This is a genomic window from Yersinia massiliensis CCUG 53443, assembly GCF_000312485.1.
Classification (GTDB): Bacteria; Pseudomonadota; Gammaproteobacteria; order Enterobacterales; family Enterobacteriaceae; genus Yersinia; species Yersinia massiliensis.
In genome coordinates this window covers 777,421-792,866 of sequence record NZ_HE997644.1, presented here as the reverse complement: position 1 = coordinate 792,866, position 15,446 = coordinate 777,421, and the positions used below count along the sequence as shown (strand labels likewise).

Here is a 15,446-nt window from a genome sequence, read left to right as displayed (position 1 = left end):
GATTTTCAGCGAATGTTCCGAGATTGGGTTGACTGGCTGCATGGAGAGCATGTAGCGGGTTGATTTAGACAGAATTTGCCTGGCGGCCTTAGCGCGGTGGTCCCACCTGATCCCATGCCGAACTCAGAAGTGAAACGCCGTAGCGCCGATGGTAGTGTGGGGTCTCCCCATGCGAGAGTAGGACACTGCCAGGCATCAAATTTAGTGTGCTGATATGGCTCAGTTGGTAGAGCGCACCCTTGGTAAGGGTGAGGTCCCCAGTTCGACTCTGGGTATCAGCACCAGTTATATGGGTTAAAGTTCGGTAGTTGTAGAAAAGAATTTACCTGGCGGCAATAGCGCGGTGGTCCCACCTGACCCCATGCCGAACTCAGAAGTGAAACGCCGTAGCGCCGATGGTAGTGTGGGGTCTCCCCATGCGAGAGTAGGACACTGCCAGGTATCAAATAAGCAAAAAAGGCTACCCTAACGGGTGGCCTTTTTTGCTTTGAGTTTTCACATCTCGGTGGAGTATAGATCCCGAGGATGAGACTGTTGCTTGTATGAATATAAGTTGAACAACGTGTTGTGTTAGCTTCTTTAGAGGTGAGATTTCATCCTGAAGACGAGATTAATATGAGCGCTAATATAGTTTGAATATCAACGCAATGTTGGCCCTTTGTAGGAAGGGTCGACCCACCACTGAATGTGAGCCAATGATTCTGCAAACCTGAGTTATTCTCTCTTTCTTCTTTCTTCTTTCTTCTTTCTCGTTTTTATCGGTCCTGCCACAGAAAATAGTCTCTATTCCCTTAAAATCATTCAATCTAAAATTAAAACGATGTTTTGATTGTGAGGTTTGAATGAATGCAAGTCTCTTCTTACGTAGTGTCACACTATCAACACTACTTGCTGTTACAGCCGTGCAGGCAAGCTCAGTGACGTATCAAAAAGAAGGCATTACCGAAAATAATCTCCCCGTATTCTACCCTCAATTAAAGAAACAGATGACATACCAGAGTTCATGGTTAGCTGGAAAGTATACAGATTTTACTCAATGGAAAAGTGATAGTCGGAAAATCTTGAGACAGGCATTACTGACACCTGACTCAACTATTGCATTTGCAGCAGAAAAATTAGATCAACAAGATCGCGGAAGTTACGTCGCTGAAAAAATAGCATTGAATATCACAGATGAAAGCCGCGTTCAGGGATTGTTATTAACCCCGAAGCGAAAAGGCCCTCATCCAGCTATTGTGCTTTTACATGACCACGGCTCTAAGTTTGATATTGGCAAAGAGAAAATGATCCGCCCTTGGGGGGATAGTGCGCAATTGGCTTCTGCTCAAGCTTGGTCAGATAAGTTTTTTAGCGGCAAGTTCATCGGTGATGAATTGGCAAAGCGTGGCTATGTCGTGCTCTCTATTGATGCCCTCGGCTGGGGAGATAGGGGACCGATGAGTTATGAGCAACAGCAAGCTTTAGCCAGTAATTTCTTTAATCTTGGTCGCTCGTTAGCCGGTAATATGGCTTATGAGGATATGCGAACCGTTGATTTCATGTCGACAATGCCATCGGTTGACCGGCACCGAATTGGTGCGCTGGGTTTTTCTATGGGGGCATATCGTGCCTGGCAACTCGCGGCATTGTCAGATAAGGTGGCTGCGACAGCCGCAATATCTTGGTTTGGTAGCTATCAAGGGCTGATGACTCCGGGCAATAATGTACTTCGTGGCCAATCAGCTTTCTACATGCTTCATCCAGGTATTGCCAATAAGCTGGATTTCCCTGATATCGCTAGCTTAGCTGCCCCAAAGCCAATGTTACTTTTTAACGGCGGAAAAGATAAATTATTCCCATCAGAGGCCGTAGAACAGGCGTATAGCAAAGTACATGCAATTTGGCGTTCGCAGAATGTGGAGTCGCGACTCATCACCCGTAGCTGGCCAACGTTAGGGCATGTCTTTTACCAAGAACAGCAAGATGTGGTTTTCCCGTGGTTGGACCGTTGGCTAAAGCCGTAAAAAAAGGCCCCTAGGGGCCTTTTAACGTTAAATTGCAATCAGTGAGAGCTGCCTTGAGATATTCCCAAGCCCGTTTGCGAACGAACAAACTGTGCTTTGAAGCGTAGGCGTTCTTGCTGGCCCTCCTCTGAATTATCAGTGATGGAGAAGAACCAGATCCCGACAAATGCCACTATCATTGAGAACAATGCAGGGTATTCATACGGATAAATCGGTTTTGCATGCCCCAGAATAGTGACCCAAATAGTTGGACCTAATATCATTAGGATGACCGCAGTCAAGAGCCCCAACCAGCCACCAATCATGGCACCACGAGTAGTCAGTTTTTCCCAATACATCGATATGAAGATTATTGGGAAGTTACAACTGGCTGCAATCGAGAATGCCAGACCCACCATGAAGGCAATATTCTGTTTTTCGAACAGAATACCTAAGCCGATCGCAACAAATCCTAGAATGACGACTGTAATTTTTGAGACTTTCAGTTCATCACGCTCACGCGCCTTGCCATTTTTAATCACACTGGCGTAAAGGTCATGAGAGACCGCCGAGGCACCCGCTAATGTCAGCCCAGCGACAACCGCTAGAATGGTCGCAAATGCGACTGCAGAGATAAAGCCGAGGAAGAAGCTTCCCCCAACGGCATCAGCTAGATGGACTGCTGCCATGTTGTTGCCACCTAACAACGCCCCAGCCGCATCTTTAAAGGCAGGGTTTGGGCCAACCAACAAAATTGCGCCAAATCCAATAATAAAGGTCAATATGTAGAAGTAGCCGATAAAGCCAGTGGCATAGAACACGCTCTTACGGGCTTCTTTAGCATCATTTACCGTAAAGAAGCGCATCAGGATATGAGGTAACCCAGCCGTACCAAACATCAATGCCAAACCAAGAGATAGCGCGGAGATAGGATCAGAGACTAATCCTCCAGGGCTCATGATCGCCAACCCTTTAGGATGAACTTTGACGGCCTCGCTAAATAGCGTATTGAAGTTAAAGTTAACCGACTTCATCACCATCAGGGCCATGAATGAGGCACCCGCTAACAGCATGACCGCTTTGATAATCTGTACCCAAGTGGTTGCTAACATGCCGCCAAAGAGGACGTATAGCACCATCAGGATACCGACGAGTATGACGGCAACATGGTAGTTCAAGCCAAATAATAGCTGAATCAATTTACCTGCACCCACCATTTGGGCGATGAGATATAAGGCAACCACCACGAGTGAACCACAAGCAGATAGTGTGCGAATGGGTTTTTGTTTTAATCGATAGGAGGCAACATCAGCAAAAGTATATCGCCCCAGATTACGCAAGCGTTCTGCGATTAAGAATAGAATGATTGGCCACCCGATTAAGAACCCGATGGAGTAAATCAAGCCATCATAGCCGGAGGTATAAACTAACGCAGATATACCGAGAAATGATGCCGCGGACATAAAATCTCCCGCAATAGCCAGGCCATTTTGAAAGCCGGTAATTCTCCCGCCTGCGGTGTAATAATCTTGTCGGGAACGAGTACGTTTAGATGCCCAATAGGTGATATACAATGTTGCGCCGACAAACAGCACGAACATAACTATTGCTTGGATGTTCAGTGGCTGACGATGAACTTCGCCAGTAATTGCATCGGCATATGACAGCGCAGGCAGTGCCAGTAAGGAAAGTGCGGACCAATGGCGGATCTTCATTGCTTCACCTCGCGGAGGATTTCTGCCGTCAGACGGTCAAACTCGCCATTAGCACGAATGGTATAAATACCGGTAAAAACAAAAGAAATAACGATAAGCCCCACACCAACGGGAATACCGCGAGTAATGCTGGAACCAGCATATAGTGGAGTGCCGAGCCATTGTGGTTCGAAAGCAATAAGGAAAATAAAACCGACATATAGCGCTAAGATAATTAGCGACAGTAGCCAGGCAAAGCGACTGCGTTTTTGCACCAGCTCTTTGAAGCGCGGGTTATTTTCAATCTCTTGATAAATGTTGTCATTCATCAGAGTCTCTCCTTTGAGGCATTAATTAAGGTTGCCGCCCGTAGGCGGCACAATTTACGACGGTGTTTGCATTGATTGTTTTTCTTCCAATAATTTGTCGACAACACCTGGATCCGCGAGCGTTGAGGTATCGCCGAGATTACTGGTATCGCCCGCCGCAATTTTGCGAAGAATCCGGCGCATGATTTTGCCAGACCGAGTTTTTGGCAGTGAATCTGTCCAGTGCAGAATGTCCGGTGTTGCAATGGGGCCTATCTCTTTGCGCACCCAATTACGAACTTCGCTATACAGCTCTGGCGTCGGTTCTTCACCGTGATTCAAGGTGATATAGGCATAGATAGCCTGCCCTTTAATATTGTGTGGAACGCCAACGACTGCCGCTTCGGCAATTTTTGGATGGGCCACCAACGCAGACTCAATTTCTGCGGTGCCTAAGCGATGGCCTGAAACATTCAGTACGTCATCGACTCGGCCCGTAATCCAGTAGTAGCCGTCTTCGTCGCGGCGAGCGCCATCACCACTGAAATACATGCCCTTAAAGGTAGAGAAGTAAGTTTGTTCAAAGCGGTCATGATCGCCAAACAGTGTTCTGGCTTGGCCCGGCCAGGAATCGGTGATGACCAGGTTGCCTTCAGTAGCACCTTCCAATGGGTTGCCAAGGTTGTCGACAATCGCGGGCTGTACGCCAAAGAATGGGCGAGTCGCTGAGCCTGCTTTCAATTCGGTCGCACCCGGCAGCGGGGTTATCATGAAACCACCTGTTTCTGTCTGCCACCAAGTATCAACAATCGGGCATTTACTGTTACCGATTTTGTTGTAATACCACTCCCAAGCCTCTGGGTTGATTGGCTCACCCACAGATCCCATAATGCGCAGCGAAGTGCGTTTTGTTCCTTCAATGGCTTTATCGCCTTCTGCCATTAAAGCTCGGATCGCCGTCGGTGCGGTATACAGAATGTTAACCTGATGCTTGTCGACGACTTGCCCAAGACGATTGACCCCAGGGTAGTTAGGCACGCCTTCAAACATCAGTGTGATAGCACCACACGCCAGTGGGCCATAGAGCAGATAACTGTGACCTGTTACCCAGCCAACGTCAGCAGTACACCAGTAGATATCGCCGGGGTGATAATCGAAAACGTACTTAAAGGTTAAAGCGGCATACACCAGATAACCACCGGTGGTATGTAATACCCCCTTCGGTTTACCTGTGGAACCCGAGGTATAAAGGATAAATAGCGGATCCTCTGCATTCATTTCTTCTGCAGGACAGTCAGCGGAGGCATCCTTAATTAGGTCGTGCCACCATAAATCGCGCCCATCTTTCCAATAACTGGCATTCCCCGTGCGTTGGAATACAACAACATTTTTGATGCTGGTGATGGCTGGGTTTTTTAGGGCATCGTCGACATTTTTTTTCAGTGGAATTGCACGACCAGCACGAATGCCCTCATCGGCAGTGATCACTAATTTTGAGTTCGAGTCGATGATACGACCAGCAACGGCATCTGGTGAGAACCCACCAAAGATAACAGAGTGAATCGCACCAATACGTGCGCAAGCCAGCATGGCAACAGCGGCTTCTGGCACCATTGGCATATAGATAGCAACAACATCACCTTTCTTGATACCCAGTTTTTTTAGCACATTGGCAAACTGGCAGACATCATGGTGAAGTTGCTTATAAGTCACGTTCTTTGACTGGATCGGGTCATCACCTTCCCAAATGATGGCGGTTTGGTCACCACGTTCGGCGAGATGGCGGTCAAGACAGTTAGCGGCAAGATTCAGCGTGCCATCTTCAAACCAGCGAATACTCACATGACCGGGATCAAAGGAGGTATTTTTGACCGTTTTATATGGCTTAATCCAATCAATCACTTTGCCGTGCTCACCCCAAAATTCATCCGGGTTCTGCACCGATTGTTGATAGTACTGCTGATATTGTTCTGGGCTTATCAGGGCATGCGCTGCAATTGCAGTAGGAATAGGGTGTTTATGTATTTGGCTCATAATAGTTCTCCTTGAGATTGTTAATAATATGTCAATCAAAAGTTAATTATAGTGTGAGTGGATGTTTTGTTTCTTTTTTGGGCGACAGATCACGCATAAAAGATGTTGATTTAGAGACTTACTTAACGTGCTGCGTGGTGAATCGATATCTTAATGATAGGAGAGACACTTTGAGGTTATGTAATAAAGGAAAGAAATGTGCTCATTAGCGCATTTTTAGTCGCAGACTGAGTTATTCGCCCCCTGTACCACCTAAAACACTAACGTTACGTGATTAATTCAAACCAATATAAAAGGTTAACTAAAAAGATGAAGGAATGTGAAAATAGTAAAATTAGACGTATTTAATATGCCATGCTGAGTAAGGTTCGATATATATTATCGCTAAAGTCTAGTGGGAATAAATAAAAAATCGGATGGCATAATTATGCATTTTATTAATTTTCCATTTTGAGAACCACTATTTTTGTTAATCGATAAAATGGGTTATTTTCCGCATAATACCTAAAAAAATGAAGATTTATGGTAAGTAAATTTAACAAATTAGAAACAAAATGAGCCATAAAATAAAACATAAGGATCGTTTGTACTGAAATTTAATTTAGTGTGTTTTTTCTACTGCGGAGTTAGGGTGTTATTTGTTGTTTTCGTATTTAATATTTTTAATAACAAATGGTTACTAAAAATTTTTCGTTTTTTAGAATGATATTTCATCTCATCGCCCTATGGACTTTGTGTAAACAAGACTTGCAGAAGTGTGTCCAAAAATGATACTGATTTATAACGTGGACGGCTGGCGGGAGGCTGATCCATAAGTTCCATCAACTATAGCCCCGTATTTAATGATTAAGTATTCTATTTGAGATGCTTGGTGACTTGCATTTTATGGAATGCTTTGAGGAATTTTTAGGGTATGAAAAGTGTAAAAATCGGTCTAGCTTGGCAAATACTCATTGCATTAGTTTTAGGTATTATCGTCGGCGCAATTCTGCATAATCAAATTGAATCCAGAGAATGGTTAGTTAGTAACGTTTTAAGTCCAGCGGGTGATATCTTTATCCGTTTAATTAAAATGATTGTCGTGCCCATTGTTATTTCAACCCTAATCGTGGGGATTGCTGGTGTTGGTGATGCGAAGAAGCTAGGGCGTATTGGCCTGAAAACCATCATCTATTTCGAAGTTATCACCACCGTTGCTATTATCGTCGGGATTACCTTGGCGAATGTGTTCCAACCGGGGCAAGGCATCGATATGTCAGCTCTGACCGTGGTGGATATCTCCCAATACGAAAAAACCACCGAACAGGTACAAAGCGGCAGCCACAGCCTCGTCAGTACTATCTTGTCGTTGATCCCAGCGAACGTCTTTGCCTCCATGGCGAGAGGCGATATGTTACCGATCATCTTCTTCTCAGTGTTGTTTGGTTTAGGGCTCTCTTCATTGCCAAAAGAAACCAAAGAACCACTGTTGAATGTGTTTAAAGCTGTTTCTGAAAGCATGTTCAAGGTCACACACATGATTATGCGCTATGCGCCTATCGGGGTGTTTGGCTTGATCTCGGTGACCGTCGCCAATTTTGGTTTTGCTTCACTTATCCCTTTGGCTAAGCTAGTTATTCTCGTTTATGCCGCAATATTGTTCTTTGCTTTAGTGATATTGGGCACCGTGGCAAGATTGTGTAAATTGCGTATTTGGACATTAATTCGAATTTTAAAGGATGAACTGATTTTAGCCTATTCTACGGCCAGTTCTGAAACGGTACTGCCTCGAATTATTGAAAAAATGGAAGCCTATGGTGCACCAAAATCTATCACCAGTTTTGTGGTTCCAACCGGCTATTCTTTTAATCTGGACGGCTCTACGCTTTATCAGAGTATCGCAGCCATTTTTATCGCCCAGCTATACGGTATTGAACTTTCCATCGGGCAAGAAATTATTCTGGTACTGACGCTAATGGTCACATCAAAAGGTATTGCCGGTGTGCCTGGTGTATCTTTTGTTGTCTTGCTGGCAACATTGGGTAGCGTGGGTATTCCTTTAGAAGGGCTAGCCTTTATTGCGGGTGTAGACCGAATCTTGGATATGGCCAGAACGGCATTGAACGTGGTCGGTAATGCATTAGCCGTATTGGTTATCGCCAAGTGGGAACATCAGTTTGACCACAAGAAAGCTAAGGCATATGAAAAGGAATTGTTTGCACCGAAGCAAACACCTGTTAGCCAAGGTTAATATCAAGCCTCTGTTAGCGTACGGTCCTCAGTAAGCATCGTTTAATCACGGCCTACTAAACCCCCAATCAGAGTAATACTGATTGGGGGTTTTATTTTACCTTCTATATAGCAGTCGTTTAATCGCTGCAATTATGCATTTAATCCCAAGCGATAGGACCAATGAATAAGTTCGGCCACTTTGTGTACATCCAGCTTTTTCATCATATTTAGCCGATGCGTCTCAACTGTTTTCTGGCTGATCGAAAGACGCTCAGCAATAATACGATTGCAAGCACCTTCGGTGATAAGCTTTAAAATCTGTCGCTCACGTGGTGTCAAAATAGGCTGGTTATTATCATTATCTTGCGCCAACTTATTGACCAATGAACTATTCAGGGTGGGATCAATATAGCGCTTACCGACCGCAACCGTTTGAATGGCGGCCATCAGGACTTGTTGTGGGCTTTTCTTCAAAACATAACCCAGCGCACCACTACCTAATGTTCTACTGGCATAATGTTCCTCATGGCGTGCCGTCAATGCCAGAATCCTCATCGTTGGCCAACGGCGAATCAGTTGAATAATAACGTCAAGGCCATCCATACCGGGCAGACCTAAGTCAATAATGACAACATCGGGTTCAGTCTGACGACACAAGTTATAGACATCCAATCCATTTTCAGCCTGGCCTACAATTTGATAGCGTGGATAAGCTGCAAGCATATTTTTAATGCCGTTAATAATGAGTTCATGATCGTCCACGATCAGTAATTTTGTATTCATGAGATTGTTCCTTTACCTGATGATTAAAGTGTAATTACAAAGAGTTCGTGGTCAAAAAAGTGAATTAACCATCTCGTCAAGGCGAGTGATATCCTGTTGTGTAATTATTTTTTGGTCCTCAATAGCTATTTCCAGTTGAATTGCAGCGTCTTGTAATTCAATAAGTCCCGCTTGGCCAGCGCAGCCTTTCAGCATATGGATCACGTACGATAAAGTGGGGTGATGAGTAAGAGATTCTCTCGCCTGTCGCACGAGCTCTTTTAGAGATTGAGATAATTTCAGTCGTAACAGTCCATCATCCATACTTAATAGTGGTCTAGGAATTGAGTTTTGAGGTGTAAGGCTAATGTCACGTCCAAGCTGAAATTGGGCAGCCAGATCCAGTACTTCTGCCAATTGGCAAAAAGAAACAGGTTTAGAAATATAGTGATTCATCCCTGCTTGATAAGCTCTTATTTTTTCGTCAGGGTTAGTATTCGCACTCAATGCTGTAATCATGCAGCGATTATCACGGTTAATATCATCGTCACGCCAACAACGGGTCGTTATTAGCCCATCCATATCAGGCATACGAATATCCATTAGGACTAAGTCAAAACGAAGGGACTGACCGATACGCAGTGCTATTTCGCCACTTTCTGCCAATGTGACTTGATGCCCCAATTGCCGCAGCATCATACCGGTAATATCACGATTTGTTTCAGCATCATCGACTAACAATATAGTCATCTGCCAAGGTTGTAATGGGAGGTTTTGTGGTATTTCTGGCTGATAATGAGTAGATGAAGGATATCGACCTAAGTGAGCTTCGATTTTGCTATATAAGCGGCCGGGTAGATAATTCAATTCGTTATCAGTAAGTGGCTCAGACAGCGGGTGAGGTAATTCATTATTGACCGGAAGGCAGATAATTCCCCAAGCAGATAATTGTAAGTGCAATGACGATGGCGCACATAATTCGCCCTTAAATGGTTTTTCAGGGGTTAAGCCATGATAAGGGAGTTTTAATGAAAACTGACTCCCCTGACCCAAATGGCTGGAAAGAGTAATCTGCCCGCCCATCATTCTTGCTAGATTATCTGCGATTGTTAACCCTAGACCTGTACCATGTCGATGATCGCATGTTTGAACGAAGGGATTAAATATGGTTTTCTGATGCACCAAATCAATACCACAACCCGTATCTTCAACCATAAAGCAGAGTTGATTGTCTTTACGTTCGACATTAAGACTAATGTGACCATGTTGAGTAAACTTAACCGCATTACCGAGTAAGTTAATCAGGATCTGTTTTAAGCGTTGGCTGTCTAATTTAATCGTTAGAGGGACGTCGGAGCTAACGTAAGTGGAAAGAGATAGTGACTTACTCAGCACTTGGTTATGAATCGTCAGCATGACTTGATCCAATAATGGTAATAATGCGATTTTCTCCTGAGCCAATGTCATTTGACCTGATTCAATACGAGAGAAATCTAACAAGTTATTGATGATGGCGAGTAAAGAATGCGAACACTGGCGAGCTGTTTCCGCCAAGCGGAATTGTTCTGTGGTAAGTTCTGTATTTAGTAATAATTCGACAGCCCCAATCGCGCCATTAAGTGGGGTACGAATCTCGTGACTAATCGTGGTGAGATGCACTCGTTTGCGACGATTGGCTTGCTCGGCAGCTTGTTTTGATTTTGCCAGTGCCTGCGTGCGTTTTTTGACTTTTAGTTCTAGTGTGTCGTACTGCTCATTCAATGTATCCAGTAAGTTATTGTATGCTCGGGCAATGTGCCCTAATTCGTCCATGCGCTTAACCGGTAAGCGTGGTTCCATGGCTTGTGGGCCCGTGGCACCAATAATATTCACGAAATTCCAAAGAGGAATGGCCAAGTAATAACGGAGTAAGAGTGAAAGTGCCAAGGTTAAAAGCAGTAAAATAGAGAGCGCAAACGGAAGTTGATGTAACGCGGGTTTAGCCGCCTCCCAAGCAAAACCTACTCTGGGGTAGATGACTAATTGCTGCCAACCAGGGCCTTTTAACTGTGTTCTCAAGACGAGATAATCTTGCGTTTGTTGCCAGCCATCATGTAAATCACTATTTTTTAATTGACGAAGAATTTCAATCATTTGATCCGATGGTATTTTTTGTTGAGATATCGGCAGTAATTCGCCATTTTTATCCAACCAAAGATTGATGTCTCGTTGCCCTATTGGCTGATTATCCGTGAATAGTTCATTTAGTTTTAAAGAAAAGCCTGCTAGCGCACCGTTATGATCACATGCCGCGACAGACACATGCCAACCACCTTGTTCAGAATAAGTTGGCATTCCCCAGAAGATTTTGTCGTGAGTTGGGAATCGAGGGAGGAGAAGTAACTCTTTACGACGTTGCCCTAAATATTCTTTTGATGCTGATTGCGGCTTAAATATAGTAATTCCGTTCTGGCTATTAATCGTAAAGCTATCGAGATAAAAAGTTTGGCCAGAAGTTCCATATGCTTGAGAAACTCGTAGATTATGTTTGGCTTGGATTGAACTGCAATTTCCTGAAATGAAAGGAATGACGTTATTCGCGATATTCTCTATAGGAATAGAAGGAAACTGCCAGATAGCCTGATAAGTTGATTGGTGACTTATTAATGAAGTCGCGTCGTGCTCAGCCCCTTCAAATTGGTAATTGCTTAAATCTGCACGTAAAGATGCCATATGTGTTAATTCATTCACCAACCGCTGGCGGGTATTCTCATAAGAAAAGAGTGCCGTGGCCAAAATTGATAATAGCCAAATAGCCATTAATGTCATACCAAGTATGAGTGTTAATCGTGTGACGAGTGATGAAGAATTATCCATGATGAATTTGTCCATAAAGTCACCTAACTGGTTTTTTAGTACGCCACAGCAAAAATCCGATATCAAGAATTACACTGATTTCATGGCAACCCGTTATAGATTCATTTAGTTCCAAATAATACAAAAGTCAGGTTTTCGCCTTGTAGCGCAGATTTAATTAGAGTGGATAATTAAGTTGTGGTAGGACAGGGAGTTATTGCTTATGCGGAACATATTAGAAATGCAACCTTTAGTCAGTGATATTGATTTATCAGACGTTAATCTTATTCACTTCAACTTAAAGGACATCCCATCTAAAGCAATAGACTATGGCCATTCTATTTGTATTGGTGTTTTTCTTGTAGACAGAAAAGCGATATCTGATGCAACTATTCGATATATCACTCTCCTACTGATGTCTCTTGAGGAGACACAAGATTTTGCTTTGCAGCTTAGTCTCGACTCTTGGTGGTTGTGGTACCGGAATACTGTCGAGGCTAACACTGATATGCAGCATGAGTTATCCGTAAAGATAGAACAACTATATGGTTTTATTCAATATCTTTATTCTCTAGTCACCATGATTAACTCACCGAAAAACAAAAATCTCTTTAAAACGAGAATAGCTACGGGCGGGGTTATCCCATGAAAGAGATCACAGGCTTAATATTACTATTGTTCTCTTCATTAGTTCATGGGAAAACAATCCCTTGGCAAGGTGAACCTTTCTTTATTTATAGCCGAAGTATGGACTTATCTAATCTCTTAAAAGATATAGGGATGAATTATGGTATCCCTGTCGTGGTCAACCCCGAAATAAATGAACATTTTAGTGGGAAGATCCTCAATAAAACGCCAGAGGAAATTTTGTCTGAGCTTGCAGGCCTATATAACATTACGTGGTACTACGATGGAGAAATACTCTATTTTTATAAGTCGCAAGCTGTCCGAAGAGAATTTATATCACCCGATGGATTATCTTCAGCCACACTGATTAAGTATCTTCAAAGCAGTGGAGTACTGGCCGATAAAAGTTGTGCAGCAAAAGCATTCTCTCGTTTGGGAACTATTGAAGTTACGGGTGTGCCTATCTGCATTGAACGAGTCACGACATTGAGCAAGTTGCTTTCTTCGCAGGTCCGCAATCAAAACGAAAACAAAGAAACAGTGAGCGTATTCCAATTGAAGTACGCTTCTGCGGCAGATTCAAATTATCAGTATCGAGATCAACAAGTAAAATTACCGGGTTTAGTCAGTGTGTTACGTGAAATGACGATGGGTAATAATTCGCCTCTGGTGGGGGGAAAAGATCAAGATAATACGCGCGCCAGTACACCGCTTTTTTCTGCTGACCCACGGCAAAACGCTATCATTATTCGGGATCGCCAGGTCAATATGCCGATTTATAAGAGCTTAATTGCACAGTTGGATCAGCGACCGGTTCAAATAGAAATTTCTGTGACTATCATCGATGTGGATGCTGGAGATATTAGCCAATTAGGCATCGATTGGTCAGCATCAACTTCTATTGGTGGGGCGGGTATTTCATTTAACAGTGGAGAGAGCAAAAATAGTGCTGATGGTTTTTCCACAGTCATCGGAGATACAGGCAATTTTATGGTGCGACTAAATGCGTTACAAAAGAACTCACGCGCAAGAGTGTTGTCTCGTCCTTCAGTGGTTACCCTCAATAATATTCAAGCGGTATTAGATAAGAACATTACGTTTTATACCAAGTTAGAAGGAGAAAAAGTCGCAAAATTAGAATCTGTTACATCAGGATCATTACTGCGAGTCACACCGCGGATGATTGATAATAATGGTGAAAAGGAAGTGCTACTTAACCTGAATATTCAGGATGGTCAACAGCATGATCCCATCAGCAGCAGCGAACCTCTGCCAGAAATACAGAATTCAGATATCTCGACTCAAGCCACATTACGTGTTGGGCAAAGTTTACTCTTGGGCGGTTTCATTCAAGACAAACAAATTGAATCAGAAAATAAGATTCCTTTATTAGGCGATATACCTTTGTTGGGTGGGTTATTTCGCAGTACGAGTAAGCAATCTCACAGTGTTATCCGGCTCTTTTTGATCAAGGCTGTGCCCGTTAATATGGGGGAGTAATATGTCTGTAAGATTTAAACTCCGTCTGTTAAATGGTGAATATCGGGGCCGTGAATTGATGCTGCCCATAGGTGAGTTTACTCTAGGGGAGAAGGGTTGTGACGTTTTACTACCATTACTCAAAGAAGAGATACTGACGCTTGTCATCACTGATCAACAAATAGTGGTGCGGACTTCAGGTGAGGTGTGGGTAAATGGATCCCTACATAATTTACAACATCCACTCCCGCTAAGGAAATCTGTCGAAATTGCGGGGGTGGTATTGACCCTTGGCGAAGAGAATGATGTTTTAAGCCGTGTTAAAGTGACTCCCAAGGCAGAAACACATTTGCTGTTGTGGCTGTCACTACTGACAGTAGTGATATTAACACTGTTATTTACGTTTATATTTTGGATTTTACAACAACCTAAATCATTGCAGTCATATTTGCCTCCCGATATTCCAACACAATTAACTCAGCAGCTTAAAAAAACTGCTTTACAGGGCGTAAAAGGGCGCTGGTTATCGGATGGTAGTGTCGTGTTGATTGGTCACTGTATATCCTCTCCTGCGGTTATCAACTTACAGAATTTTCTATCTTCAAATCATGTTGTTTTTAGCAATCAACTTATGTGCGATGACCACATTCTAACGAGTGTTAGTGATGTATTACATCAGTATGGTTATCAAGATATTGAAGTTCAAATGGGTGAAGAACCGGGCAATATTATACTGCAAGGCGCGATTAAGATGGATGACCAATGGCTAAAAGTCCAAACCGCATTTGCGGGGATAATTGGGCTAAAAAGCTGGAAAGTCGTGAACACACAAGATGGACAAATTTCACAATTAATTGAGCGTTTAAGAGGACTAGAATTATTGGGGTATCTCAGCATATCGCTGAGTAATAAAGAAATCATTATTAGCGGTGAGCTGTCACCTATCCAGCAGCAGCGAATGATGACGATGTTAGAAACGTTGGCGCTACAGCAGCCAGAGTATCTGACGGTGAAATATCAAAATATTCCCATTTCTGATCAAACCGCCCAGCTACTTCCTGCTGCCATTGTGAGTTACGGCGGGAACCGTCATTTAAGCTTCGTGCAACTGGCTAATGGCTTACGTTTACAAGAAGGGACGGTTTTGGCAAACGGCTATAAAGTGATCTTTATCGGAATGCAGGGTATATCGCTATTCAAGACGAACAATCTTATCCATATACCCATGAATTTTTAAGCCTATGGGAGTGACCAAATGCAGCATATTACTGTATTAGAAGATGATATTAAGTCAAAATCTAAAGAGATTGAAAAAAAGAAAGAGTTGCTGATTAAAGAGCAGTCAATGGTTATCAATCAATTAACACTACAGCAAACACCTGATAATTATAAAAACCTCAATGAGATAATATTAGCATTAAGGAGTGCCGAGCGAATAATTGATATACTGACCTCCCGTTATTCTAATTAATTTGATTTTTAATGTTGAATTTTAATAATAATACTTAAAAAAT

General features: G+C 43.1%; 11 protein-coding genes, 1 tRNA gene and 2 rRNA genes. 9 read left to right on the top strand and 5 right to left on the bottom strand.

Going from position 1 to position 15,446, the window contains the following annotated elements:
• The first annotated feature begins 78 nt into the window (after positions 1-78).
• The 4 genes from rrf (BN68_RS12585) (at position 79) to BN68_RS12570 (ending at position 2,003) form a co-directional block, all read left to right on the top strand.
• Positions 79-194: ribosomal RNA gene (gene rrf, locus BN68_RS12585) — 5S ribosomal RNA — on the top strand.
• Positions 195-208: 14 nt separating this feature from the next.
• A tRNA-Thr gene (locus tag BN68_RS12580) sits at positions 209-284 on the top strand.
• A gap of 41 nt (positions 285-325) precedes the next feature.
• Positions 326-441: ribosomal RNA gene (gene rrf / locus BN68_RS12575) — 5S ribosomal RNA — on the top strand.
• Between the two features lie 401 nt (positions 442-842).
• On the top strand, positions 843-2,003 hold the full coding sequence (locus BN68_RS12570; protein ID WP_042806668.1) for a dienelactone hydrolase family protein: 1,161 nt from the start codon (positions 843-845) through the stop codon (positions 2,001-2,003).
• A 38-nt stretch (positions 2,004-2,041) separates the two neighbouring features.
• Here the strand turns inward: BN68_RS12570 and actP are convergent, their stop codons facing one another.
• From actP to acs, 3 genes are read right to left on the bottom strand one after another with little or no spacing between them, the layout of a single operon-like run.
• The gene (actP, locus tag BN68_RS12565) at positions 2,042-3,697 is read right to left on the bottom strand and encodes a cation/acetate symporter ActP (protein ID WP_019211514.1); all 1,656 of its coding nucleotides are present in this window, start codon (positions 3,695-3,697) and stop codon (positions 2,042-2,044) included.
• On the bottom strand, positions 3,694-4,005 hold the full coding sequence (locus tag BN68_RS12560; RefSeq protein WP_019211513.1) for a DUF485 domain-containing protein: 312 nt from the start codon (positions 4,003-4,005) through the stop codon (positions 3,694-3,696). Before BN68_RS12560 ends, actP begins: the two co-directional genes overlap by 4 nt.
• A gap of 54 nt (positions 4,006-4,059) precedes the next feature.
• Positions 4,060-6,018 carry an acetate--CoA ligase gene (gene acs / locus BN68_RS12555; protein ID WP_019211512.1) on the bottom strand — a complete coding sequence of 653 codons (1,959 nt, stop codon included), beginning with the start codon at positions 6,016-6,018 and terminating at the stop codon, positions 4,060-4,062.
• A 913-nt stretch (positions 6,019-6,931) separates the two neighbouring features.
• Here acs and gltP point away from each other — a divergent pair.
• A complete protein-coding gene (gene gltP, locus BN68_RS12550; RefSeq protein WP_019211511.1) occupies positions 6,932-8,248 on the top strand; it encodes a glutamate/aspartate:proton symporter GltP in 1,317 nt (438 codons plus the stop codon).
• Between the two features lie 131 nt (positions 8,249-8,379).
• Here the strand turns inward: gltP and BN68_RS12545 are convergent, their stop codons facing one another.
• Positions 8,380-9,012, bottom strand: a complete 633-nt coding sequence (locus BN68_RS12545; RefSeq protein ID WP_019211510.1) for a two component system response regulator — start codon at positions 9,010-9,012, stop codon at positions 8,380-8,382.
• A gap of 51 nt (positions 9,013-9,063) precedes the next feature.
• Entirely contained in the window at positions 9,064-11,847 is a 2,784-nt protein-coding gene (locus BN68_RS12540) for a two component system sensor kinase (protein WP_042806740.1), read from the bottom strand.
• Between the two features lie 220 nt (positions 11,848-12,067).
• Between BN68_RS12540 and BN68_RS12535 the strand changes: the two genes are divergently transcribed.
• Genes BN68_RS12535 through BN68_RS12520 form a run of 4 tightly spaced genes read left to right on the top strand, consistent with a single transcriptional unit; the run spans position 12,068 to position 15,403 of the window.
• Complete coding sequence (locus BN68_RS12535) at positions 12,068-12,475, top strand: hypothetical protein (protein ID WP_231294033.1); 408 nt, start codon at positions 12,068-12,070, stop codon at positions 12,473-12,475.
• A complete protein-coding gene (locus BN68_RS12530; RefSeq protein WP_019211507.1) occupies positions 12,472-13,953 on the top strand; it encodes an EscC/YscC/HrcC family type III secretion system outer membrane ring protein in 1,482 nt (493 codons plus the stop codon). Before BN68_RS12535 ends, BN68_RS12530 begins: the two co-directional genes overlap by 4 nt.
• 1 nt (position 13,954) lies before the next feature.
• A complete protein-coding gene (gene sctD / locus BN68_RS12525; RefSeq protein ID WP_019211506.1) occupies positions 13,955-15,169 on the top strand; it encodes a type III secretion system inner membrane ring subunit SctD in 1,215 nt (404 codons plus the stop codon).
• An 18-nt stretch (positions 15,170-15,187) separates the two neighbouring features.
• Positions 15,188-15,403 carry an EscE/YscE/SsaE family type III secretion system needle protein co-chaperone gene (locus BN68_RS12520; RefSeq protein WP_019211505.1) on the top strand — a complete coding sequence of 72 codons (216 nt, stop codon included), beginning with the start codon at positions 15,188-15,190 and terminating at the stop codon, positions 15,401-15,403.
• The last annotated feature ends 43 nt before the right edge of the window (positions 15,404-15,446 follow it).